The 24,323-nt window shown below is 36.8% G+C and carries 24 protein-coding genes; 7 read left to right on the forward strand and 17 right to left on the reverse strand.

Going from position 1 to position 24,323, the window contains the following annotated elements; all coding sequences use genetic code 11:
* The first annotated feature begins 133 nt into the window (after window positions 1-133).
* Window positions 134-499: a YugN family protein gene (locus DF281_RS09035; RefSeq protein ID WP_109349930.1), complete on the forward strand. Its 366-nt coding sequence runs from the start codon at window positions 134-136 to the stop codon at window positions 497-499.
* Between the two features lie 67 nt (window positions 500-566).
* On the opposite strand, the gene DF281_RS09040 is transcribed toward DF281_RS09035, so the two are convergent.
* The 6 genes from DF281_RS09040 to coxB form a co-directional block, all read right to left on the reverse strand.
* Entirely contained in the window at window positions 567-1,025 is a 459-nt protein-coding gene (locus DF281_RS09040; RefSeq protein ID WP_109349931.1) for a DUF420 domain-containing protein, read from the reverse strand.
* 30 nt (window positions 1,026-1,055) lie between these two features.
* Window positions 1,056-1,979, reverse strand: a complete 924-nt coding sequence (gene ctaG, locus DF281_RS09045; protein ID WP_109349932.1) for a cytochrome c oxidase assembly factor CtaG — start codon at window positions 1,977-1,979, stop codon at window positions 1,056-1,058.
* A gap of 153 nt (window positions 1,980-2,132) precedes the next feature.
* Window positions 2,133-2,471: a cytochrome C oxidase subunit IV family protein gene (locus DF281_RS09050; RefSeq protein WP_109349933.1), complete on the reverse strand. Its 339-nt coding sequence runs from the start codon at window positions 2,469-2,471 to the stop codon at window positions 2,133-2,135.
* A gap of 1 nt (window position 2,472) precedes the next feature.
* Window positions 2,473-3,096, reverse strand: a complete 624-nt coding sequence (locus tag DF281_RS09055; protein ID WP_109349934.1) for a cytochrome (ubi)quinol oxidase subunit III — start codon at window positions 3,094-3,096, stop codon at window positions 2,473-2,475.
* Window positions 3,096-4,925, reverse strand: a complete 1,830-nt coding sequence (gene ctaD / locus DF281_RS09060) for a cytochrome c oxidase subunit I (protein WP_370447848.1) — start codon at window positions 4,923-4,925, stop codon at window positions 3,096-3,098. Before ctaD ends, DF281_RS09055 begins: the two co-directional genes overlap by 1 nt.
* A gap of 76 nt (window positions 4,926-5,001) precedes the next feature.
* The gene (gene coxB, locus DF281_RS09065; RefSeq protein WP_109349936.1) at window positions 5,002-6,078 is read right to left on the reverse strand and encodes a cytochrome c oxidase subunit II; all 1,077 of its coding nucleotides are present in this window, start codon (window positions 6,076-6,078) and stop codon (window positions 5,002-5,004) included.
* Window positions 6,079-6,743: 665 nt separating this feature from the next.
* On the opposite strand from coxB, the gene DF281_RS09070 reads away from it, so the two are divergent.
* Window positions 6,744-7,655, forward strand: a complete 912-nt coding sequence (locus DF281_RS09070; RefSeq protein WP_109349937.1) for a COX15/CtaA family protein — start codon at window positions 6,744-6,746, stop codon at window positions 7,653-7,655.
* A 142-nt stretch (window positions 7,656-7,797) separates the two neighbouring features.
* On the opposite strand, the gene pyc is transcribed toward DF281_RS09070, so the two are convergent.
* From pyc to DF281_RS09085, 3 genes are all read right to left on the reverse strand, one after another.
* The gene (gene pyc / locus DF281_RS09075) at window positions 7,798-11,232 is read right to left on the reverse strand and encodes a pyruvate carboxylase (RefSeq protein ID WP_109349938.1); all 3,435 of its coding nucleotides are present in this window, start codon (window positions 11,230-11,232) and stop codon (window positions 7,798-7,800) included.
* A 16-nt stretch (window positions 11,233-11,248) separates the two neighbouring features.
* On the reverse strand, window positions 11,249-12,397 hold the full coding sequence (locus DF281_RS09080; RefSeq protein ID WP_240605533.1) for an FtsW/RodA/SpoVE family cell cycle protein: 1,149 nt from the start codon (window positions 12,395-12,397) through the stop codon (window positions 11,249-11,251).
* 61 nt (window positions 12,398-12,458) lie between these two features.
* Entirely contained in the window at window positions 12,459-12,740 is a 282-nt protein-coding gene (locus tag DF281_RS09085; protein ID WP_109349939.1) for an Fpa/YlaN family protein, read from the reverse strand.
* A 179-nt stretch (window positions 12,741-12,919) separates the two neighbouring features.
* Here DF281_RS09085 and DF281_RS09090 point away from each other — a divergent pair, with 179 nt between their 5' ends.
* Window positions 12,920-13,420 carry a hypothetical protein gene (locus DF281_RS09090; protein ID WP_109349940.1) on the forward strand — a complete coding sequence of 167 codons (501 nt, stop codon included), beginning with the start codon at window positions 12,920-12,922 and terminating at the stop codon, window positions 13,418-13,420.
* Between the two features lie 12 nt (window positions 13,421-13,432).
* Window positions 13,433-13,636, forward strand: coding sequence for a YlaI family protein (locus tag DF281_RS09095; protein ID WP_109349941.1), 204 nt, complete (start codon window positions 13,433-13,435; stop codon window positions 13,634-13,636).
* A 165-nt stretch (window positions 13,637-13,801) separates the two neighbouring features.
* Here the strand turns inward: DF281_RS09095 and DF281_RS09100 are convergent, their stop codons facing one another.
* Window positions 13,802-14,197, reverse strand: a complete 396-nt coding sequence (locus DF281_RS09100; protein ID WP_240605534.1) for a YlaH-like family protein — start codon at window positions 14,195-14,197, stop codon at window positions 13,802-13,804.
* A 36-nt stretch (window positions 14,198-14,233) separates the two neighbouring features.
* Window positions 14,234-16,075, reverse strand: a complete 1,842-nt coding sequence (typA, locus tag DF281_RS09105; protein WP_109349942.1) for a translational GTPase TypA — start codon at window positions 16,073-16,075, stop codon at window positions 14,234-14,236.
* A 188-nt stretch (window positions 16,076-16,263) separates the two neighbouring features.
* On the opposite strand from typA, the gene DF281_RS09110 reads away from it, so the two are divergent.
* Window positions 16,264-16,449, forward strand: a complete 186-nt coding sequence (locus tag DF281_RS09110; RefSeq protein ID WP_109349943.1) for a DUF5325 family protein — start codon at window positions 16,264-16,266, stop codon at window positions 16,447-16,449.
* Window positions 16,450-16,698: 249 nt separating this feature from the next.
* Here the strand turns inward: DF281_RS09110 and DF281_RS09115 are convergent, their stop codons facing one another.
* Window positions 16,699-17,508: an inositol monophosphatase family protein gene (locus DF281_RS09115; protein WP_240605535.1), complete on the reverse strand. Its 810-nt coding sequence runs from the start codon at window positions 17,506-17,508 to the stop codon at window positions 16,699-16,701.
* Window positions 17,509-17,611: 103 nt separating this feature from the next.
* Complete coding sequence (locus DF281_RS09120) at window positions 17,612-17,809, reverse strand: hypothetical protein (RefSeq protein WP_109349944.1); 198 nt, start codon at window positions 17,807-17,809, stop codon at window positions 17,612-17,614.
* Between the two features lie 111 nt (window positions 17,810-17,920).
* Between DF281_RS09120 and DF281_RS09125 the strand changes: the two genes are divergently transcribed.
* Window positions 17,921-18,556, forward strand: a complete 636-nt coding sequence (locus tag DF281_RS09125; protein WP_109349945.1) for a YktB family protein — start codon at window positions 17,921-17,923, stop codon at window positions 18,554-18,556.
* 57 nt (window positions 18,557-18,613) lie between these two features.
* Here the strand turns inward: DF281_RS09125 and DF281_RS09130 are convergent, their stop codons facing one another.
* From DF281_RS09130 to DF281_RS09145, 4 genes are all read right to left on the reverse strand, one after another.
* Entirely contained in the window at window positions 18,614-18,904 is a 291-nt protein-coding gene (locus tag DF281_RS09130) for a UPF0223 family protein (RefSeq protein WP_109349946.1), read from the reverse strand.
* Window positions 18,905-18,966: 62 nt separating this feature from the next.
* Window positions 18,967-19,647, reverse strand: a complete 681-nt coding sequence (locus tag DF281_RS09135) for an LrgB family protein (RefSeq protein ID WP_109349947.1) — start codon at window positions 19,645-19,647, stop codon at window positions 18,967-18,969.
* Complete coding sequence (locus tag DF281_RS09140) at window positions 19,631-20,035, reverse strand: CidA/LrgA family protein (protein ID WP_109349948.1); 405 nt, start codon at window positions 20,033-20,035, stop codon at window positions 19,631-19,633. Before DF281_RS09140 ends, DF281_RS09135 begins: the two co-directional genes overlap by 17 nt.
* 182 nt (window positions 20,036-20,217) lie before the next feature.
* On the reverse strand, window positions 20,218-23,322 hold the full coding sequence (locus tag DF281_RS09145; protein WP_109349949.1) for an efflux RND transporter permease subunit: 3,105 nt from the start codon (window positions 23,320-23,322) through the stop codon (window positions 20,218-20,220).
* A gap of 138 nt (window positions 23,323-23,460) precedes the next feature.
* On the opposite strand from DF281_RS09145, the gene DF281_RS09150 reads away from it, so the two are divergent.
* Window positions 23,461-24,312, forward strand: coding sequence for a TetR/AcrR family transcriptional regulator (locus tag DF281_RS09150; RefSeq protein WP_109349950.1), 852 nt, complete (start codon window positions 23,461-23,463; stop codon window positions 24,310-24,312).
* Window positions 24,313-24,323 lie beyond the last annotated feature (11 nt).

Below are 24,323 nucleotides of genomic sequence, written 5' to 3' on the forward strand. Positions count from 1 at the left end.
CTTAAAGTTTTTAATTACTGTCATTATAACAACTAAAGTGACACAATCACAACGTTGCCGTTGCAACATAATTCATTTTGTTCTATTATGAAATTGGAAAGAATTTGTATAAAGTGGAAAAGGAGGAAATGAAATGTATTTTGAGAATACTGGTATTGAAGACCAAAAAGTTGATATCGTAGTAGCGGATGATCTAATGCGTAGTTATGGATTAATTCGTGCAGCAGGTTGGGATTTCGAAAGAGTCACTTGGGATCGTAAATTCGTAGTTGCAGATGGCACTTATTATTTACGTGTATTTGCTGTAGCAACTGAAGGGGATATCGGTGCAAATGACGCAGTGGTAAAACTTTTAAAACCCGTACTCGCTAAACACTACTTCCCGCATGGTCTGGAATATAGTGATGCAGAAATTTGGCCTACTCAATTAGTAGATCGTTGCAAAACGATTTTAGACTCCATTCACCTAGACTTAAATACTTTCGCAATAAAAGCATAATCCTATTCAAATACAAATTATAAAAATAAGACCTAAATCCTTTTCAACTGGATTTAGGTCTTATTCGTTATGTGCTTAAAATTGCTTTGATTACTGAAGTTGTATCTCCACCGTGGTAGAAAACATATAGTAATAAATAAACTGCTACACCTGTAATTGCTACGAAGAACCAAATAATTGATGTAATTGGCGCAATTTTACGGTGACGTACAAGATTATTCGTATAACCTGCGATTAATGTGACAATCCCAAATACTGCACCTGTTGTCGCTAAAATAATATGGAAAATTAAGAAGCTCGTGTAGTAGATTTTTAAATCATCTGGTCCACCGAAAGCTGTATTTCCGATAAATACTGTACGCGATACATAAATAATGAAGAATAGTAGTGCTGACACTGCAGCAGCTGTCATTACTTTTTTATGCGCTTCTATTTTTCTTTGTTTTACTAGCATCCAGCCAATCGCAATCAAAACTGCACTTAATACGATGAATGAAGTACTAATCGTTGGTAATATTGGTAACATGATTTTGCTCCTAACGAAATATATTCAGTTCTAGCGATATTCATTTTCGCGTAGACGCTGTCTCTCTAATAGTGCCTCTTGTGTTATTTGATCCGCATTTTCTCGTTCGTTCCTATACCACTCGTAGAACACCTTACTTAATATTATACCAAAAATAACTTCTTGTAGAATCTTCATTAGCACACCACCGAGCTGCTGATCGTTAATCGGTGACATATTTGTGAACAGCTCCGGTCCAGAAAGTTGCGTTAAACCCGCTAAAGTACCGGCTGGAACACATAGCGCCATTGCTTTCATCCAAATTTCACCGTCTGTATATGTAGCATACATTGGCGCACTCGCAAAAATAATCATTGCACAGGCTGGTGTAATTAATACCGCATTCCCTATTAAATAACCGACCTTGTGTAAACCCTTCATTTTCGGCTGATCTTCCAAAGTATTTACCAATGGCCAATACATGAAAATTGCGCTTAAAAATAAGAGCAATGTAACTATACCATGCAATGTTTCCTCTAATTTAACAAAATCAAAAATTAGTGGAATATGGTAGAAAGAGAAAAACGCAGCAAAAACAATTAAAGCTACAACCGGCTTGGTTAAAAATCGAAAAACCGGTTTAATAATCGGTAAGTCGATTAAGTATTGCCATAAATAATTTGGAATCCCTTTAATTAAAAGAGGTGGTACTAGCAAAAGAAGTAATGCCATCTGCACCATATGCATCGTAAACATAATATGTGACAGTAGATTAACCGGCGATCCTTTTATTATGTATAACGACAGTAGCGCTAATAAAAAACATACGGCTTGGTACTTTGTTAATGGCGTACTATTTTTAAAATCTTTTCTCCATTTAATCGTAACTAAGAAATAAATGACAGTGATAAATAGTAGAACTCCGATAAATGTCGGACTCCACATCGCTCGAAAGCCGAAAATAGATAGAGGCATTTTTAAACTCTCCTTTTCTCACTTTACATACCAAAATTATAAAGTTTTGGAATTTAAATCACAATGGATTTTTTATGACATTTTTTTGAAATAAAGGACCTTCAAGTATTCGATCATACGACCGAGCGCTCGAAGGTCCTTATTAAATACTACTTACTCGCCCCACCAAATGATTGTTACGAACGTAAGAACCATTGTGAAAGCGACTAGAATTGCCGAATACATGAAGAATTGAGCAGTTCCAGAACCTTTTTCATCCCAGTGCATGAAGAAGTAAAACTGCAATGCCACTTGGACACCTGCAAGAAGTAAAATTACTGGTCCGATGAAATTAGCCGGGAAACCTGCTTGAACCGCTGCGAAAGCGACGAATGTAAATAGAATCATCATCGCGAAGGCTGCTACTTGTTTTCGCATACCTCTCGCAGCACGTTTACGATCATACTCAAATTCCTTCTCTGTACGCGGTGTTAAAGTTGTTTCCTCTGACATCTTACATCACTCCCATCAAGTAAACTACAGTGAAGATGAATACCCATACAACGTCGATAAAGTGCCAATAAAGAGCTGCTAAATAATACTTTGGAGCATTGTATAAATTTAAGCCCCTTTTCGCATTTCGAAGCATCAGTAGGATAAACCATACTAAACCGATAATAACGTGTACACCATGTGTTCCAACAAGTGTGAAGAATGATGAACCGAAGGCACTTTGTCTAAAGCCAAAACCTTTATGAACATATTCCACAAACTCGTAAATCTCTAGCCCTAGGAACCCTAGACCTAGAAGAACTGTAACAGAAATCCATGCTTGCATCGCTTTGAAATTAAAGTTCTTCATATGATACATCGCATAAACTGAAGTTAGCGAAGACGTTAGTAGTAACATCGTCATAATAAACGCTAATGGTAATTCAAAAAGTTCATGCGTACTGAACTTCATACCACTTGGACCACGATCTTTTAACGCTAAATACGTCGCAAATAATGTGGCGAACAGGACAGTTTCTCCACCAAGGAATAACCAAAATCCTGTTACTTTATTCTTCCCTTCCATCGAGGCAGTTTCTGGATGTTTTGGCCACGTATGTGGAGTATGTTTAGTATTGTAATCCATTATACGTTACCCCCTTTATCATCCATCAAATCTTCTTTATGGATATGATAGCCATGATCATCTTTTAATGAACGAATAATCATCGCAAGTACACTTAAGCCAATTCCGCCAATTAATACATATAATCCCCAAGTTGTTTCTTGGTGATACATAGCACCAAATGCTGAAATAAATAAGCCTAGTGAAATAATAAATGGTAGGATCGAATTATTTGGCATGTGGATATCTGAAAGTGGTTCAGCATATACCATACCTTCTTTGTTACCTTCCATTTTCTCAATCCAATATGGATCTAAACCACGAACAAGCGGCGTTTGTTTGAAGTTATAAAATGGTGTTGGTACCGGAACAGCCCATTCAAGCGTACGCCCGTCACCCCACGGATCTTGTCCAGCTTTCTCCCCTTTAATCGCCGTAATAATAACGTTGATTACAAGTAGTGTTACCCCTATAGCCATCATGAATGCACCAATTGTCGATAACAAGTTGAAGAAGTCTAAACCTTGATTCGGAAGGAATGTAAATATGCGTCTTGGCATACCCATTAATCCTAAGAAATGTTGGAAGAAGAACGTTAAATGGAACCCAATGAAGAAGAACCAAAACGTAATTTTACCAAGTGTTTCATTTAACATTTGGTTGAACATAATCGGCCAATAATAATGTGCCGATGCGAATAGAGCTAATACAACTCCACCTACAATTACGTAGTGGAAATGGGCAACGATAAAATATGAATCATGCAATTGGTAGTCAAGAGGTGCTGATGCTTGCATAATCCCTGTTACCCCTCCTGCTACGAATGAAGGAATAAAGCCTAGCGCGTAAAGCATAGGAGTTGTAATACGGATTGAACCGCCCCACATCGTCATGAGCCAGTTGAATATTTTCATACCTGTTGGAACGGCAATTGCCATTGTTGCTACTGAGAAAATCGCATTTGCAGTAGGTCCTAATCCAGTTGTGAACATATGGTGAGCCCAAACCATGAATCCTAAGAATCCAATTAAGATTGTGGCGAACACCATTGATGAATAACCGAATAGACGTTTACGACAAAAGGTTGCGAAAATCTCTGAGAATAAACCGAATGCAGGAAGTACTAAAATATATACTTCAGGGTGTCCGAAAATCCAGAATAAATGCTCCCAAATAATCGTATTTCCACCCATTGTATGAACGAAGAAATTCGATTCAAACATACGGTCGAAAATCATAAAGAATAGTCCTATTGTTAACGGAGGGAATGCGAAAAGGATTAATGCACTCGCCACGAAAGTCGTCCAAGTGAATAACGGCATACGCATATACGTCATACCTGGCGCTCTCATATTAATAATCGTTACTAAGAAGTTAATCCCTGAAATTAATGTCCCAGCACCTGAGATTTGTAATCCAAGTGCGTAAAAGTCAATTCCATGCCCTGGGGATAGAAGGGATAGCGATGCATACGATGTCCACCCTGCATCAGGCGCTCCTCCCATAAACCAAGATAGATTTAAGAAGATTCCGCCTAAAAGGAATAACCAAAAACCAAGTGAGTTTAAAAATGGAAACGCTACATCTCGTGCGCCAATTTGAAGCGGCACTACAGCATTCATAAATGCAAAAAGCAGTGGCATGGCCGCTAAGAAAATCATCGTTGTACCATGCATTGTCATAATTTCATTGTATAAACCAGCACTTAAGAAATCATTGTCTGGTTTAGCCAATTGGATACGAATTAGCATGGCTTCAATCCCACCGATTACAAAGAACATTGTACCGGCAACTAAATATAAGTGGGCGATTTTCTTATGGTCTACCGTTGTTAAGTATTCCCATATCATCGCTCCAAAGCCTTTTTTCTCTGTTGCTAGTGAGCTCACAATCTTAACCTCCCTTATTAAATACATTGAATATGAGCTAATTTTCTATTTTCAAGCTCATTAAATATGCGGATAATGCAGATAATTCTTCATCAGTGAATTCTTTGCCTTTATTGATTTTTTCAGGTTTTGGCATCGTATTTCCTGGTTTGTATTTCTGTGGATTTTTAATCCAATTTTTCAAGTTTTCTTCATCATGATCTAAAACGCCAGCGATTCGATTTCGATCTCCGAATGTAGCTAAGTTAGGTGCAATACCTGTCCCTGTTCCAGATCCTGAAGTTGCGTGACATGAAATACAGCTTTGTTTGAAAATATCTTCACCCTGTTGCTCTAAAGAACCTGAAGTCGTTCGTTTAGCAGTTGCTTGCATATTTTTCACCCAAGAATCAAATTCAGTTTGCGATACTGATTTCACTTTGAAGTCCATAAGTGCATGTGAAGGACCACAAAGTTCCGCACATTTACCATAGAAAACACCATCTTTTAAGTCTTTCGATTCCTGATCAAATTCTAGGTAGAACTTATTCACATTATCTACGTTCGTATCCATCTTACCGCCGATCGAAGGAACCCAGAATGAGTGTTTAACATCTCCTGCTTTTAATTTGAAATAAACTTTTTGACCAGTTGGTACTACTAATTCTTGTGAAGTAACGATTTTTTGGTTAGGATACTCAAATTCCCACCAATACAGTTTCGCTGTAACATTCACCGTTACAACATTGTCTGCTTTCTTTACTTCCATCGCTTTTGTGTCTGCAAATTTGTAAGTTAAATAAACAGTTGGTACAGCTAAGACTAGCAGTAATATAATCGGAATTACTGTCCAAATCACCTCTAAAGTCATACTTCCTTCTACTTGCTTAGGAATCACATCTTCTCCAATTTTTTTACGTCGGAACTTCATGATTGCCAATACATAAATGATGACTACTACGATAATTACGAGCGTCATAATTCCAGTAGATAAAAGAAGTAAATTATGCTGGTCTTTACCTACTTGACCAGCAGGAGACAGCGCACTAAGATCCTTCTCTCCACAAGCAGAAAGGAGAACTGATAGTACCGTCACTAATGCGAGTACGCGCCACTTTTTAAGCCCTTTCATCATAGCTTGATTAAACCCCTCTTTCTTTGTTGTATTTCCAAGTGTTAACAGGACTGTGGTTCGTTTAACGAAATTCTACATATTACTGAATTTCAACTTTGCTGAATCAGCAAATCCCCATCATGTATTCATGCACGCTGTCTGAACTTGGTGGATTTAACTGTCTCAAATACTAACTACCACAATTTCACAAACAATATAATTTACGCAATTTGAAAAGTTGAATCGTCATTTAATAAGTCGCTATGTCGAACTTAATTCAATCAAAATAATAAGTGCAGCTCTAGTTCGACGAAGCAAAAATCAATCATAACTAACAACTAATTTCCCTATTTGACAATTCATATACTTTTTCACAAAATTTGTAAACTTATCCCGTTATCCATACTATAACCAAATTTCACATTTTTTTCTATATAGAAAGCTAAATATTCAATTATTATTACTGGAAACTAGATAGACTTCTGCAAAATTCAATGATGACTCGATTACTATGAGATTAATTTTAAGGAATTTTATTTTTATTTGAATACTATGTGAATTGAAATGTAAATTTAAAATAAAATACCCAACAAGTTGTTTTTTTACCATATTTTCGCTATTATCAAAAATACAGGTGATTAATAATTAATTTGGAAATAATAATTACATTAAAGTGGGTGGCTTAAATGCAACAAAGTAAATACATGAAGTGGTTTGCAGTAGCAGCCACAGTTGGTATGTTGCTTATCTTACTAGGTGGGGCACTTGTCACGAAGACAGATAGCGGCATGGGGTGTGGAAGAAATTGGCCAGATTGTAACGGTTCATTAATTCCAAAAGAAATTACAAAAGAAGTTTTCATTGAGTTTTCACATCGTGTTGTAACAGGTTCTGTATCATTTTTGATTTTAATTTTATCCGTTTGGTCTTGGAGAAAGTTAGGCCATATTAAAGAAGTGAAGCTCCTATCATTTCTAGCATTATTCTTCCTTGTGGCACAAGCATTAATCGGTGCAGCACAAGTATTATGGGGACAAGGTGACTTCATACTTGCATTACATTTCGGTATTTCACTTATTTCCTTTTCATCCGTCTTTTTATTAACACTCATCATTTTCGAAGTAGATCAACGTTTCGATGCTGATAAAGTACATATGGCTTCAAAATTAAAATGGCATACAATTGGCGTTACATTGTATTCATACATCGTCGTCTACACAGGCGCACTCGTACGACATACAAACTCCAGTCTTGTTTGCCCTGATTGGCCACTTTGCAATAACCGTGCGCCATCCATCATCCCGTCAAATTTCTATGAGTGGGTACAGATGGGGCATAGAATAGCCGCTGCAATGATCTTTTTTTGGATTCTTTACATCGCTATTCATGCAATCAAGCATTACAAAGATCAACGCGTCATTTATTGGGGATGGATTTTCGCATTAATCATCGTGTCACTACAAGTTGTAGCTGGGATGTCGGTTGTGTTAAGTCGCTTAAATATTTATCTAGCGCTTAGTCATTCCTTATTCATCACTTTATTATTCGGACTGCTCTGTTATATGATTCTTTTAGTTTCGAGAAGTAGAATAGATTAATCAAGCATCCCCGACTCTATGTTGGGGATGCTTTTTCGCATTAAAAAAGCTAACACGCAATCGATTTTCCGATTACGCATTAGCTTAAGTTCCACTGTTTTTATACATGAAAAACTGTATAATAACAGTTATTTTTTCAATACTAGCCTTCTAATTCAATTAGTAAATCACCTGTTGAAATAGATTCGCCTTCTTTGACGAAAATTTCTTTGACGATGCCATCACGAGTCGCTTGAACAGTTGTTTCCATCTTCATCGCTTCCGTAATAAGTAAATGCTCGCCGCGTCGTACTTTACTTCCTGGAGAAATCGCAACTTTAAGCACTGTACCAGGCATTGTTGCACCGATTTGATTTAAGTCTGTAGGATCCGCTTTTGGTTTCTTCTCACCAGTCACTTCAACCGTTAAATCTTGAATCGAAATTTCACGAGGTTGACCATTTAATTCGAAGTAAATTACGCGTGTTCCATCATGTTGTGGCTCACCGATCGAGACAAGTTTGATAATTAATGTTTTCCCTTTTTCGATTGTTACTTCAACTTCCTCACCTAACATCATACCGTGTAGGAATGTTGGTGTATCAAGGACTGACACATTGCCAAATTGATCATATGTGCCAATATATTGTTCGAAAACTTTAGGATATAAAACATATGCTAAGACATCTTGATTCGTAAATTCACGACTGTATTTTTCTTCTAACTCTTTCTTCGTCGCTTCGAAGTCGACATCTTCTAATAGCTCACCAGGACGCACTGTAATCGCTTCACGCTCTTTTAGAATAACTTCTTGTAGTTCCACAGGGAATCCACCAAACGGCTGTCCTAAGTATCCTTGGAAGAATTCTATTACAGAATCTGGGAAGTCGATATTTTGACCACGCTCCACAACATTCTCTTCAGTTAAATCATTTTGAACCATGAATAATGCCATATCGCCAACTACTTTTGATGAAGGTGTTACTTTCACAACATCTCCGAATAGTAAATTGACATCCGAGTACATTTTCTTCACTTCATCCCAACGATCGCCTAATCCTACACCTTTAGCTTGTTGTTGTAAGTTAGAATATTGACCACCTGGCATTTCGTGAACATAAATTTCTGAATGAGGGCTATTCATACCACTTTCAAAGTCTTTGTAGTATTTACGAATATCTTCCCAATAGTAATTAAGTTTTTCGATGCCATCAATGTCTGCACGAACTTGGCGTTTGCCGCCTTTCATTGCATAGTACAATGAGTTTGCACTTGGTTGAGACGTTAACCCTGCCATTGAACCGACAGCTGTATCAATAATATCTACTCCCGCTTCAATTGCTTTCGCATATAAGTAAATACCATTACCACTCGTATCATGCGTATGAAGGTGAATTGGTAAATCCGTCGCTTCTTTTAATTCAGAAATTAATCGGTAAGCAGCTTCTGGTTTTAATAATCCTGCCATATCTTTAATCGCTAAAATATGAGCACCCGCTGATTCTAAATCTTTCGCCAGTTGTTTGTAGTAATTTACAGTGTATTTCGTACGAGTATCATCTAAAATATCACCTGTGTAACACATTGTCGCTTCTGCTACTTTTCCACTATCACGAACTGCATCAATCGCTGTTTGCATACCTGGTAACCAGTTCAAACTATCGAATACGCGGAATACATCGATACCTTCTTTTGCAGATTCTTTAATGAATGCACGAATTACATTATCAGGATAGTTTTTGTATCCTACTGCATTCGCTCCACGAAGTAACATTTGGAATAATACATTTGGCATTTTTTTACGAAGAATACGTAGACGTTCCCACGGATCTTCTTTTAAGAATCGGTATGCTACATCAAATGTTGCGCCACCCCACATCTCTAATGAGAAGAAGTTATGCATAATTTGTGCTGTGTGGTCTGCGATTCCGTACATATCTCTAGAACGTACACGCGTCGCTAATAGTGATTGGTGTGCATCACGCATTGTCGTATCTGTTAAAAGCACATCATCTTGCTGACGAATCCAGTTGACTAAACCTTCTGGACCTTGTTCATCAAGAATTTGTTTTGTACCTGATGGTATGTCTTTGAAAATCTCGATTTTCGGTTTATGTGGTCTTGGATAGATTGGTTTTTGATCCGCTGAAATTCCAGGGAAACCATTCACCGTTACGTTACCAATATAACTTAATAACTTATTACCACGGTCTCTTGCTGATTTATATTTTAATAATTCTGGTGTTGTATCAATGAAACTTGTGTTGAAATCACCGTTGATGAAACTTTCGTGACGAACAACATTTTCTAAGAAAGGAATATTGGTTTTGACACCACGGATACGGAATTCTTGAAGATTTCGATCCATTTTTTCAGCTGCTTCGCTGAATGTATTACCCCAAGTAGAAAGTTTTACTAATAATGAATCATAGTGTGGTGATATGACAGCACCTTGGAAACCATTCCCTGCATCAAGTCTTACGCCAAAACCACCACTTGAACGATAGACGCTTAACTTACCTGTATCAGGCATGAAGTTATTCTGTGGATCTTCTGTCGTAATACGTGATTGAATCGCGTATCCGAATAACGGAATCTCATCTTGCTGTGGAATTTTAATTTCATCACTGTGAAGGCCATGTCCATTTGCAATCGAAATTTGCGCATGTACAATGTCGACTCCTGTAACCATCTCGGTAATTGTATGTTCTACTTGAACGCGAGGGTTAACTTCGATGAAATAGAATTTATCTCCTGACACTAAAAACTCAACAGTACCAGCATTAATATAGTTTACATTTTTCATTAATTTTACAGCTGCATCACAAATATCATTTCGTAGCTGATCCGATAATGAATTTGATGGTGCAATTTCAACTACTTTTTGATGACGTCGTTGAATGGAACAATCACGTTCATATAAATGAACAATATTGCCTTGTTGATCTCCTAAGATTTGCACTTCAATATGCTTAGGTCGGTCTACATACTTCTCAACATATACTTCATCAGAACCGAATGCTGCTTTTGCTTCTGATCTCGCACGGTCATATGCTTCTTGCGCTTCATCTGCACTATGTACAACACGCATACCTCTTCCGCCGCCACCAAGTGCTGCTTTAATCATTACAGGATAATCATGAGACGCTGCAAATGCATATACATCATCAATCGATGATACAGGGCCACCTGAACCTGGAATAACAGGAATATCTGCTAAAACGGCTTGTTCTCTTGCTTTTACTTTGTCACCAAACATATCTAAATGCTTAGAAGTCGGTCCGATGAAAATAATCCCCTCATCTTCACAACGTTTTGCAAATTCTAAGTTTTCTGATAAAAAACCGTAGCCGGGGTGTATTGCATCTACACCTGACTCTTTGGCAATTTCTAAAATACCTTCAATATCCAAATAAGCGTCTATAGGTTTCTTGCCATCCCCAACAAGGTAAGCCTCATCTGCTTTATAACGGTGATAAGAACCGCTATCTTCGCGTGAATAAATTGCGACTGTACCAATTTTCATCTCTGTACAGGCACGGAATACACGAATCGCGATTTCTCCACGATTCGCTACTAGAATTTTTTCAATTGCCATTTCATTCTACCCCCTATTAAATCGTCTTTCTCTCTTTCTTTACAAACATAGAAATATTGATTAATAATCCCATAGCGAAGGATAGGAATACTAGAGAAGTACCACCATAACTAATGAAAGGTAGCGTGACACCTGTTAATGGGATTAACCCACTAAGGCCGCCAATGTTAACAAAAGTTTGTACACCAATCCAAGACCCTATTCCTATAGCCATTAAACGTGCAAGAGGATCTCTTGATCGTATACCGATTACAAATGCTCGCAACACGATAAAGCCTAAACCACCTAAAACAATTAAAACACCTACTGCACCAAGTTCTTCAGAGATAATCGCCATAATAAAATCGGTGTGAGGTTCAGGAATATAGCCTAATTTCATAACCGACTGGCCTAATCCAGCTCCTTGGACGCCACCTAAACCGATTGCGTAGTAACCATTAATAATTTGCAAACCAAAGTTCTCGGCATCTTCGAATGGATTTGTAAAAGCAGATAATCGTCCTAATCGCTTCTCTGTAAGAAGTCCTTTGGAAATAGCAACAATTACCCCGATTATAATAAATGGTGTTAAAAGGATTAATCCTTTAGAAATCGTCTTCATTGAAATATTACTCGACAGAATAATAATTAAAACGATTGTCCCAAATAATAGAATCGCACCCATATCTGGCTCTAAATAAAGTGAAAAAATTAATGCAGCAAATAAGAAAACAAAAGGCTTGTAGGACTTTATGGAATCTATTGTACCACGCTTATCGAGATTCGCAAGGAATACAGACAGGCAGATAATCGTCGTTAATTTTGCATATTCTGATGGTTGAAATCTTACTTTCCAAAGATCTAACCATGACTGCGCTCCGGAATTCCCGGGACTCACTCCAATAAAATGTACGGCCAATAATAATACAGCTGTACTACCAATTAATAACTGCATCGCTCTTTTTTTAGCGTACTTTTTGTAGGGAATTGTAACACCTACAGCAAAGAAAATTAATCCTATTGAGACGTTCAATAATTGTTTTTTATAAAAGAGTTCTGGTTCCCCTTGATTTCGATTGACGGCAGACATCATACCCGCACTATAAATCATGACTAGTCCGAAAACACTCAATAGAAAATATGTAATAAAAAGAGGATAATCAAACTCTTTAAAATATTTTTTCACTTTTATTCTCCTCACTACGAAAAAAACTCAAACATCTTCATTAGGTGTTTGAGTCTTTTTGCTATTTTTGCGTAAATGCATCATGCAATGCAGATAATTCTTTCTCAAGAGAATCTAGAATTCCTCTACCTCGGTCACGTTCGATTAAACCTAGCTTAACAGCGAAGTCGATTTCACGCGAAAGTCCAAACATTTGTGTATCTAAAACTTCTTCATACAATGGACATTGAGGCATAGTCAAGTTCTCCATTTGTACTCTAATTAATTGTGCAATTTTGTCAGCATCAGCAAATAGGAGTTCCAAAGCCTTTTCCTGATACGAGTTTTGAGATTTAGTATCCATGAGGACGCCCCCATTACCTGATATTTCTTAACTTCATTCACTCTAAATTTTAGCTTTTCGCACAGAAAATTGCAAGCATCTACTAAACTATTATTATCTTTCAGTTAAATTCTTTTCTCAAATCATTAAAATAAAGTTATACTAGACAGTGGAATATATATCGCAAGGAGGAATTCTTAATGGAATCCATTATTCAAATTAAAGGTTTAGTAAAATTTAATATCACTCTTGATCCAACTGTTTGGATCTTTGATGATCGTAAAGTAGATTTAGATACTTACTTTTCAGAAGATCGTGTAGAAGTGAACGCAGATGATGCTTATGTTGAAGGTGCGAGCAAATTCTGGTCACGCGAAATCATGGAAGGTGCTTCTTATCCTCCTACATTGAAATCAGAAAAGAAATTCGAACGCCAACAAATGAAAACTGGTACACTTGGTATTCTATTAAAACCATTTTTAGAAAATGCGGAACCAACTACTGAAGCTACAAAGGTTACTTTTAGCGATCGTGAAGGTAATGAATTCACATACCCACTTGAAGATGCCAAAAATCTACTTTTCCAATTCAGTAAAGAAGGTAAAATCCTAGCAGAAGATGGTCCTGTTTATTTATTACTTGCTGATGGTTCAAATTATGATTCACCTATTAAAAACATTACCGGTATTACAATCGGTTAAGGAGGCAATGTCATGCGTGTAAAATGCGTCATTTGTGAGACTATTAACGACATACCTGATTTTTCTGGATTAGCTAAGCGTCTAAGAAATCGCCCCATCCACACGTATATGTGTGAGCCTTGCAGTGAACGTATCGCTGACAATACAAAAGCTCGCCTTGCTACTGGAAACTTCCAATTCTATCGCGGTCACAACGCACATGATGAGGAATTCTAATATCTTTTAAGATGAGCGTAGTCGATTCATTCGATTACGCTCATTCTTTTTTAGGAATCTGCCTCTCGTCTACATCAACTTGTGAGATGCAATCAATGATTTGTCATAAAAACGAAAAAACATCCAAACTCATCAAAAGATGAATTTGGATGTTTTCGTATACCATTATAAAGCGTCAGATTGCTCTGTCTTTCGATCTTTACGAAGTCGAATTTTATAAATGGATAGAAACAGTGCTGTAATAACAAGAACTTCAACCATCGGTAGGAAGAAGGATAAAAAGGTAAGAATGATACAACCTAAGAATAAAAATACGTAAATGACAATGTTTTGCCAAAACTTCAGATTACTTCTAGCGAACCCTAAATGATAAACAATTGCAGAAAGTATAAAGATGATTGCCAGTAATATGTATCCAGCAATGTCATAGTTAGGTGCCGACTCGTAAATATAACGAGCCGTACCTGACATGCTATCTTTTACAAAATCTTCATTGTTTCCATTAGAGGTTGTTGCAGCGACTTGCAAAAATTTCAGTTCTAATAAACCGGAATTAAACAAGGTCTCCCTTCCTCTCTCGCACTAAATTAATTGAAATTAATCAGCGCTACGTGTTTTTTTAGCAGCTTTTTCACGTTCGTTTTTGTTTAAGATTTGTTTACGTAAACGGATTGACTCAGGAGTTACTTCTAAGTACTCATCTTCAGCTAAGAATTCTAATGCTTCTTCAAGAGTTAGAATTTTTGGAGCTTTGATTACGTTAGTTTGGTCTTTGTTTGCAGAACGAACGTTAGTTTTAGCTTTCATTTTAGTGATGTTTACTGTGATATCAGCGTCACGGTTGTTTTGACCAACGACCATACCTTCGTAAATTTCAACACCTGGTTCTAAGAATAGAACACCACGGTCTTCAATTTGCATCATACCGTAAGTAGTAGCTTTACCAGTTTCCATAGAAACTAAAGCACCGTTACGACGGCCACCTACACGACCAGAAACTGCTGGTTTGTAACAATCGAATGTGTGGTTAATGATACCGAAACCTTTAGTTAATGACATGAATTCAGTTGTGTAACCAATTAGACCACGAGCTGGTACTAAGAAGATTAAACGGATTTGACCTGAACCGTCATTGATCATATCAAGCATTTCACCTTTACGATCGTTTAATGATTCGATGATTGAACCTAGAGAATCTTCAGGAACGTCGATTTGAACGCGTTCTACTGGTTCGCATTTAACGCCATCGATCATACGGATGATAACTTTTGGTTTAGAAACTTGTAATTCGAAACCTTCACGACGCATGTTTTCTACTAAGATCGATAAGTGAAGTTCACCACGACCAGAAACAGTCCAAGCATCAGGAGAATCAGTTGGTTCTACGCGTAATGATACGTCCGTTTGAAGTTGAGCCATTAAGCGCTCTTCAATTTTACGTGAAGTAACCCATTTACCTTCGCGACCTGCGAATGGAGAGTTGTTCACTAGGAACGTCATTTGTAGAGTTGGTTCGTCAATACGCATTGGAGGAAGTGCTTCTAATTGGCCTTGTGGACAAACAGTCTCACCAACGTTGATTTCTTCCATACCAGATACTGCGATTAAGTCACCTGAGTGAGCTTCTTGAATTTCTTCACGTTTTAGACCGAAGAAACCAAAGATTTTAGTTACACGGAAGTTTTTAACTGATCCGTCTAATTTAGCAAGTGATACTGATTGACCTACTGAGATTGTACCGCGGAATACGCGACCAATACCAATACGACCTAAGAAGTCGTTGTAGTCAAGTAGTGCAACTTGGAATTGTAAAGCTTCATCGCGAGTATCCGCAGGAGCTGGGATATGTTCGATGATTTTTTCGTATAGGCATTTCATGTTTTCTTCTTGTTTAGATGGGTCTGGATCTAATGATGCAGTACCATTAACACCTGAAGCGTAAACTACTGGGAAGTCTAATTGTTCTTCGTCAGCACCTAGTTCGATTAATAAGTCTAATACTTCGTCAACTACTTCTTCAGGGCGAGCTGAATCTTTATCGACTTTGTTTACTACAACGATTGGTGTAACGCCTTGTTCTAAAGCTTTTTTAAGAACGAAACGAGTTTGAGGCATACAACCTTCATATGCATCGACAACTAGTAATACGCCATCAACCATTTTTAGGATACGTTCAACTTCGCCACCGAAGTCAGCGTGTCCAGGAGTATCTAGAATGTTGATTCTAGTATCGCCGTAGATGATCCCTGTGTTTTTAGCTAAGATTGTAATACCGCGTTCACGTTCGATATCGTTATTATCCATTGCGCGTTCTTCAACTTGTTCGTTTGAACGGAATGTACCTGCTTGTTTTAATAATTGGTCAACCAACGTAGTTTTACCGTGATCGACGTGGGCAATAATTGCTATATTTCTTAAGTCTTCTCGTAATTTAGTCATTGTTCCACTCCACTTTTCTTATTTCGAGTCCATAACTGTGTTATTATAGCACAGTCTATCGAAAAAACATAATTTTTTCGGCATCGATAAAATTTTAAAAATAATTTGCAAGTAAAACCCTTGCGAAATTTTGTGTTTCGCATGACAATAGAGATTGTAAAAATCCACTATTGGAGGTTTCGATTTTAATGAATAAAGCAAAATTAGTTATGGCAATCATGGCTCTAGCAGGTGTACTTGCTATGTGCTCAATCGGTTATGCCATTGCAATAGGTAACGTTTTAGGGATTTTAGGTGGAATTGTTTTAGTAATCGCTGTTTTCGGATATGCGTTTACAATGAAACGTAAATTCCGTGAAAGAGGACTTTTATAATTCCTCGATAAAAAGATTGCTCATTCTTCGGAATGGGTAATTTTTTTATCGTAAAATCCACTAAATACACTCCAAAGCCCGACCTACCAGTTGTCGTTTTGCTGAATCATTTCTTGCACAAAATTCATAGTATCATTGATTACGTTTGCAATACAATATTTTTATTTTAACAATGACAATATTTTTTCAGAAAAAATATAAAGAATGACGAAGTAGCTTGTTTTAAATAAGTTACTTCGTCATTTTTAATTATTTAATTTCTACCGGTAATAACTCCACATACTGTTCAATGATCTCTTGTCGAATACTAGCATTTGCAATAATAAATGTATCTTGATGCAAGAGATTAATTGGCTCACCTTTTAGCGTAGTGAATTCCGCTCCTACTTCTTTCGCAATTACCGCTGCTGCCGCAATATCCCATGGTGATAAACGCATCGACATATACGCGTCTAACTTCCCTGTCGCTACAAGCATACACTCGATTGTTGCAGAACCATATGAACGCGTTCCTCGCACATAACGAATCAATTCACCAACTCGTTCTGAATTAATTCTTTTGTTTTTCACTGCCCAAGATGCATTAATGCCGATTAAAGCTTCATTTAATGGAAGTTTTTCTAAACGATTCATGCGCACATTATTAATATAAGCCCCTTGTCCTTCAATACCATAGAACAATTCGTCGCGCACAATATCGTAAATATAGCCTAATTTTCCAACGCCATTTTCATAAATACCGATTGAAATCGTAAAGTTTCGTTGTTGTCGAATAAAGTTGGTCGTCCCATCAATCGGATCTACAATCCAAACGACACCATCTAAATTCGATATATTTTCGTGACTCATACCTTCTTCACCTAAAATGCGGTGGTTTGTGTCATACTGTTTTATTTTTTCTATTAAAAACATTTCTGTTTCTTTATCTATATTTGTTACTAAGTCATTAGCATCCGCCTTCGTCTCTATTTCCACTTTTTGCGAAAATGATTTTCGAATACGTTCGGCTGCCTCTTGAATAATATCCATCGTATAATTATGGATTGAAATAATGTCCAACACAGCTCCCCCTTTAACTAGATAAGCGTTCTTTTAACAGTATAACAAAAAAACACTCGCTTCTCGTAAGATTAGCAAGTGTCACCTCAATCTTTTTTTAATTTTAAGAGAATGCATGAAAGGCCTCCAATTCCATATGGATCTCTTCCAGTCTCTTTTTACTCGTTTTTATTTGTTTTTTATCTTTCTCATTTAGTGCGTCGAATAGAGTCGCTAATTCATAATCTAATTCGATTTGTAAACCTTTAATATACTGTTTTTCAAATTCAACTTTCCGAAGTATGTGGACTACTTGTTTCATGCAAACCCTCTCCCTCTGTCGTTAGTCTTTTCGGATAATCTTTCTTACATGATTTTTTCCCAAATATCGAATATGATAAACATATAAATAATATTTGGAGGTATAAATTAAATGACAGTTTTGACTTGGACAGAAAAAGATTTTGAAGTGTTTGAAGTTGAAGGTTTAGCGCCTCGTATGGAAGCACTCATCGCAAATGTTCGTCCTAAATTCGAGGAATTCGGTAGTATTTTCTCTACATATTTCACTGCAGAATTAAATGAAGAATTTTTCCCACATGTTGCAAAACACGCAAGAAGAAAGACGAATCCACCGAATGATAGTTGGGTAGCCTTTGCTCCGTACAAACGCGGTTATAAAGCAATGCCTCACTTCCAAATCGGACTATTCGATACGCATATGTTCGTGAACTTAGCGGTTATTTATGAAGCGCCTAATAAAGAAAAAATTGCAGAAACTCTTCTTAAAAAGAAAAATATTTTAAAAGACCTACCTGCTGATTTTTATATTTCGGGCGATCATATGTCGCCAAAAACTGACTTGATTCATCCTGCATTAAAAGATGGACTTGCTGAAAAACTAATTACTCGTTTTAGAGATGTCAAAAAAGGCGAGCTAATCATCGGCTTGAAAGTAATGCGTGAGGACGCTGTTCAATTAAGTAGCGATGAACTTTCAGCATTAATCGAACGTACTTTTGAAGCATTACTACCACTTTACAAAACGATGGTTTCTGTAAATAAATAGACAAAAAAGGCACTTTCATTCCGCTGCTGTGGAATCGAAAGTGCCTTTTATATTTTATTACTTATATTTTTTCGAAGATTGTCCTTTTACGATACAACCTTCCTTGCCATTTTTCGCATCACGAATGACCGGGAAGCATGCGTAACCACTTGCTTCTTCAAATTCTCTGAAGTATGTTTTCTCTTCTGATTTTGCTGGTACGATTTTATTGAACTTTCTGTAGCAATCAAGTACTTTTTCACGTTTGACACCTGATTCATACGCTTGCTCAATCATTTGAAAAAATCCTACAACATCGACAATTTCTTCCGTCGACCAATCTGTTGAGAATGGATATGAATATTCCATTTTATTACCGCCTTTTTCATTTACTAATCTTAGTTTAAGCAAAGAACTCTACTTATGCAAAACTAAAAAATATAATAGGCAATAATCGGGCAAAGAAATGAACCTAAAATCGCACTTAATGTCATAGCGACGGAACCAATCGATAGCGTAAGTTCGCCATATTCATTCAATTTACTAACACCTACTCCATGCGCAGCACTTCCCATTGCTACTCCACGAGATACTGGTGTTGTGATTTTAAATAATTTATAAATAATTGGCCCGAAGATCGCACCGACAATTCCCGCGATGATGACGAAAATAACGGTTAATTGTGAATCTCCGCCAATTGCTTCGCTAATTTGAATTGCGACAGGAGAAGTAATTGATTTCGGCAAAAATGATTGTACGATTTCATCTTCGAGTCTAAAGAGCATTGCGAGTGCTAATACGCTAACCACCCCTGCAATCATCGCGACGACGACAGATGATAATATGGTCTTCTTATATTTCATGATGACATCCCATTGAGAATAAAGTGGATAAGCCATCGCAACTACTGCTGGTCCTAAGAAAAAGTTAATAACTTTGCCACCTTCCATATATTTTTCATACGGAATGTCAAAAGTCGCTAAGATGACGACTAAAATAATTGTCGAAGTCAAAATAGGGAATAAAAAAGTAATGCCTGTGCGCTTATATAACCAAGTCATAGCAATAAATATTGCGATCGTTAAAATAATATAACTAATCATTTGAAGCATACACTTCTACCTCCTTTTCCTTCCCTTCCTTTTGCTCTATTTTTTTTGCAAAAAGCGCAGTCGTAATTAAAGCAAAAACGGTACTTAGAAATGTAATTGCGAGTAGAATCACTCCATAGCTCGATAATAATTCAGGATAATTCACAATTCCAACGGTTGCAGGAATGAATAATAAAGTTAAAATCGACAATAATGCGCCCGCTCCTTTTGCAACAGCCTTTTTCGGAATTACTTTTAGATGAAGTAAGATTAATAACATTATAAGTCCAATAATACTACCTGGTAATGGGAGGTGTAGCCAATCGACTATTAGATTCCCTATGTAGCAAAGCAAGTATAAAAGTATTATTTGCAATGCGATTTGGGTGGCATTTACTACTTTTTTCAAATTATGAATCCTCCTTCATTTTCTCCTATTGTACCCTTTATCTGATAATTCTGTCGATACAAATAACGCACTAAGGTAAATTTAGAGCAGTAAATCACCCTCGAAAGTCTAAAACGCAAATTACTTTAGCTTCCGTCCACAAAAAAATCCCCTAGCCTAAGTAGACTAAGGGATTTTCAACATTACAATTCTTTATTTTCGTGCGCGCGATCTTTTTTCAAGATTTTTGATAGGAACTCATAAACAAGTGGAACTACGACAAGTGTTAAGATTGTCGAACTAATTAAACCACCGATTACAGTAATACCTAGACCTTTCGAAATTAAACCGCCACCTTCAGCACCGATTGCTAAAGGAATTAAGGCACCGATTGTTGCGATTGCAGTCATTAAGATTGGGCGTAAACGAGTAGCACCTGCTTCAAGGATTGCTTCACGCATCGTCAGACCGTCATGTTCCATATGGATGATTCGGTCAACAAGTACAATGGCATTCGTTACAACGATTCCTATGAGCATTAGTACACCAATCATTACGGATACAGAGATTGTTTCTCCAGTAGCCCATAATGCAACTAATGCACCGATAATTGTAAATGGTAATGAGAATAAGATTGATAATGGTGCAAGACCTTCACCAAATGTCACAACTAGTGTGAAGTAAACAATAGCGATTGCTGCTGCAATTGCTAATCCAAGTTTTGTGAATGAATCTTTAATATCTTCCGTCACACCACCTGTATCAATGTTTACATTGTTTGGCATTTTTAATTTATCAATTTTCTTCTGAACAGCTGTTGAAGCTTCCGTCACATCTTTCGTCGTAATCGCACCTGTTACAGTAGCGAAGTACTTACCGCCACTACGACTAATTTGAGTTTGCGCTTTACCTTCTTTAACTGATACTACTTCTTTTAACTTAATTTCTTTGCCGACTGGCGTTTTAATTTTTTGATTTAAAACTTGATCAAATGTATCTGGTTCTTTCACATCTGAATGAACTTCTACATTAATTTCTTTGCCATCATTCATGACAGTCGTTAAAACAGTCGCTTGAACATTCGGGTTAATCATCATAGCGATTTGCCCAGTTGTTAAGCCATATTTCTTCACTTCATCTTCTTTTACTTCTAATGTTTTTTGATCATAAGCGTCCTGTAATGATGTTTTCACATCTTTCAGGTTCTTATTATCTTTCATGATTTTTTCAATATCATTTAAAACTGGTTTCATATCTTCAATCGTATTGCCATAAACTGAATACGAAAGTTCGTTACTCGACATACCGCCGCCGAAGTCTTGTTGTTTCCAAACACCTTGTTGTTTCGTGTCCACAACTTTCTTCACAAGTTTTTCATTTTTCTTCGCAAAATCTTTCGTATCTGGATCATAAATAATGTACATTAACGCTCCATTAGAAGCTCCAGGATTCATCGGATTTTGACCACCGATTGAAGTTTGTACAGTATCTACATCTTTATTTTCGCGAACAACTTTCTCGATTTTACTTACATCATCTACTACTTGATCACGTGTTTGACCAGGTTCTGGTGTGTAAGTTAAGTAAGCCATTTTTTGCTCATCTTCTGGTAAGAAACTGAATCCAACTACTGGCGCTAGGAATAAACTAGCTACTAGAACGATGATTGAACCAGAGAATGTAACGATTTTGTGATTTAGCACCCAATTTAATACTTTTTTGTACCATTGAGATAACTTACCATGCTGCTCTTTTTTCACAACTTTTTCGCCGTAAATTTGTTTCTTGAATAGTGTATGCGCTAATGCTGGTACGATTGTTACGGCAATTACTAGTGAAGCAATTAACGCGACAGCCATCGTAATTCCGAATGGTAGGAATAATTCTCCAACCATACCACCAACTAATCCGATTGGTAAGAATACAGCAACCGTTACGACAGTTGAAGATAGAATTGGACGGAACATTTCTAATGTAGCCGAACGAATTAATGCACGACCTTCAAGTTTTTCTTCTTTTAAATGCACGCGTCTAAATATATTTTCGACAACGACAATGGAGTCATCAATTACGCGTCCGATCGCGACTGTCATCGCACCTAAAGTCATCATATTTAATGAGATATCCATGTATTTCAATGCTGTCACTGCAATTAATAATGACATCGGAATTGAAATAATCGAGATGATTGTCGAACGAATATTTCTTAGGAATAGCATGATGATAATTACAGCGAAAATCGCACCGAATAGTGCTTTATCAAGCATCGTGCTTACTGAATCTTCAATTGGTTTCCCTTGATCCAGCGTGACATCGATTGCCATACCTTTATTATCTTTTTCAAACTGTTTAGATACATCTTTCACTGCGTCTACAACATCAACTGTATTCGCTTCTTGAGATTTAACAACTTGAACTGCGATTGAGTTTTTACCGTTTGTGCGGGCAATTGACTCAACCTCACCTTTCATTTCTAACTTCGCAATTTCACCAAGTTTTACGAATGGTTTCGTCCCTGCTTGTGCAGCTTCCATTCCTGGAATCGCTTGTTGCGCTCCTGCATCTTGCTTCGTTGGAACTTCTAAATCTTTCAATTCTTTCATCGTCGTCATTTTACCATCGACAACTACTGCTTGTTCAGAATCTTTAAACTGGAACATACCAAGCGGAATTCGTGTATCCATCCCTTGAATATATTGTTTAATCGAATCTTCATCTAAACCATATTTCTTCAACTTCTCTTGGTCATACGTAACTTTGACTTTATTCACTTGTTGACCTGAAACTGAAACAGATGAAACGCCATCTTCACCTTCTAATTTTGGTGCGAAATAATCTTCAACTGTTTTCGTTAATTGTGCGATTGATTGTTTTTCATCACTCACACTTAATGCAACTACTGGGAAAGCATTGATACTTACACGATCAATTACAGGTTTTTGAGCTGTATCAGGAAGTTCAATTTTCTCAATTGCTTCCTTTACATCTTCACGAGCAATTTTCATGTCTGTGCCATATTTAAATTCAACTTGAATACTTGAAGCACTCTCGTATGAATTTGAATAAACTGATTCAACACCCTTTAAATTTTGAACTGCTTTTTCATAAGGGTCAGAAACTTTTTCTTGCACTTGTTCCGGACTCGCTCCCGGATATGTAGTGCTTAACGTTATGATTGGAACTGAAATATCAGGAATTGTTTCCACTTTCATTTTCAATCCAGAATATACACCAGCTGCAGCTAAAATAATGGTCATTAACCACACAGCCAGTTTATTCTTTAATACGAACTGAATAAAACTCTTCATTTGTGCACCGCCTTTTGACATTGATGTCAGATTTCAATATACTGTTGACTAATAACGCACTTTGACTAATTAGTCATTCTTTTTAATTTTAATGACTAGTTGGTCAACTGTCAATTTATACGGGGAGGATTTCTCAAAATGTCTAAGCAACAACTTATTGTTCAAAAATCGATTGAATTATTTTCCCAGAAGTCCATTTCAAAAACTTCAATCCAAGATATAACGGAAGCTTGCGGAATTTCTAAAGGAGCATTCTACTTAAATTTCAAATCAAAAGATGACTTACTCATCCACATTGTCGATCAATTCATTCAGGAGCTGACGATATCTTTTCAAAATTTACTTGATGAAGAATCATTGCCACGTGAAAAACTTGAAAAATTTTGTTATGCGACGATTTCTTTATTCAATGAAAGATTTCCCTTATTCAAAATGCTGCTTGCTGAAAACACCAAAGGCATTCAATCCGAACTACTATTGAAATTGAAAATTTTTGATGAAAGTATCAATCGAATTTCAATTACTTTATTGGAAAATGTCTATGGTGAAAAAATTCAACATAATAAATTTGATATTCAAGTTTGTTTAAAAGGTATATTACAAGGTTATACTGATTTCATCGTACATCATAAACAATCAATTCCCTTCAAATTAGTTGGGCAAACGATTATTCATTACATCGATGCGCTTGTCGAAATGCGTGTTTCACCTATTTTAACGAGTGAGCATTTTCATTCAGAACAACTTGCGGATTATGAATTCCCTACGATTCGCGAATTAATATTTGAAGAAATCGAAATTTGCAAAAAAAAATATGAACCATCGAGTTTTGTTGGGCAATCGATTCAAATTATCGAAGACGAACTGTCAAAAGAATTCCCTAATTTCGTCATTCTTTCAGGGATGGCAGCCAACTTAAAACCACAGGCAGAATTACAATGGTTGGTGACACTCGTGCGACAATATTCGCCCGCTCCGATTCAATCATAAAAGAAAGGCAT

Source organism: Kurthia zopfii, from assembly GCF_003143955.1.
GTDB lineage: Bacteria > Bacillota > Bacilli > Bacillales_A > Planococcaceae > Kurthia > Kurthia zopfii.

Bases quoted from the DNA above. Each gene is read 5' to 3' on its own strand.
- ctaD (WP_370447848.1), bottom strand. From the start codon at position 4,925: ATGATATGGGAATACTTAACAACGGTAGACCATAAGAAAATCGCCCAC.
- DF281_RS09125 (WP_109349945.1), top strand. From the start codon at position 17,921: ATGACAGTTTTGACTTGGACAGAAAAAGATTTTGAAGTGTTTGAAGTT.
- DF281_RS09145 (WP_109349949.1), bottom strand. From the start codon at position 23,322: ATGAAGAGTTTTATTCAGTTCGTATTAAAGAATAAACTGGCTGTGTGG.
- DF281_RS09070 (WP_109349937.1), top strand. From the start codon at position 6,744: ATGCAACAAAGTAAATACATGAAGTGGTTTGCAGTAGCAGCCACAGTT.
- DF281_RS09135 (WP_109349947.1), bottom strand. From the start codon at position 19,647: ATGCTTCAAATGATTAGTTATATTATTTTAACGATCGCAATATTTATT.
- DF281_RS09150 (WP_109349950.1), top strand. From the start codon at position 23,461: ATGTCTAAGCAACAACTTATTGTTCAAAAATCGATTGAATTATTTTCC.
- ctaG (WP_109349932.1), bottom strand. From the start codon at position 1,979: ATGCCTCTATCTATTTTCGGCTTTCGAGCGATGTGGAGTCCGACATTT.
- DF281_RS09085 (WP_109349939.1), bottom strand. From the start codon at position 12,740: ATGGATACTAAATCTCAAAACTCGTATCAGGAAAAGGCTTTGGAACTC.
- DF281_RS09055 (WP_109349934.1), bottom strand. From the start codon at position 3,096: ATGGATTACAATACTAAACATACTCCACATACGTGGCCAAAACATCCA.
- DF281_RS09130 (WP_109349946.1), bottom strand. From the start codon at position 18,904: ATGGAATATTCATATCCATTCTCAACAGATTGGTCGACGGAAGAAATT.
- pyc (WP_109349938.1), bottom strand. From the start codon at position 11,232: ATGGCAATTGAAAAAATTCTAGTAGCGAATCGTGGAGAAATCGCGATT.
- DF281_RS09095 (WP_109349941.1), top strand. From the start codon at position 13,433: ATGCGTGTAAAATGCGTCATTTGTGAGACTATTAACGACATACCTGAT.
- typA (WP_109349942.1), bottom strand. From the start codon at position 16,075: ATGACTAAATTACGAGAAGACTTAAGAAATATAGCAATTATTGCCCAC.
- DF281_RS09040 (WP_109349931.1), bottom strand. From the start codon at position 1,025: ATGTTACCAATATTACCAACGATTAGTACTTCATTCATCGTATTAAGT.
- DF281_RS09050 (WP_109349933.1), bottom strand. From the start codon at position 2,471: ATGTCAGAGGAAACAACTTTAACACCGCGTACAGAGAAGGAATTTGAG.
- DF281_RS09035 (WP_109349930.1), top strand. From the start codon at position 134: ATGTATTTTGAGAATACTGGTATTGAAGACCAAAAAGTTGATATCGTA.
- DF281_RS09110 (WP_109349943.1), top strand. From the start codon at position 16,264: ATGAATAAAGCAAAATTAGTTATGGCAATCATGGCTCTAGCAGGTGTA.
- coxB (WP_109349936.1), bottom strand. From the start codon at position 6,078: ATGATGAAAGGGCTTAAAAAGTGGCGCGTACTCGCATTAGTGACGGTA.
- DF281_RS09120 (WP_109349944.1), bottom strand. From the start codon at position 17,809: ATGAAACAAGTAGTCCACATACTTCGGAAAGTTGAATTTGAAAAACAG.
- DF281_RS09090 (WP_109349940.1), top strand. From the start codon at position 12,920: ATGGAATCCATTATTCAAATTAAAGGTTTAGTAAAATTTAATATCACT.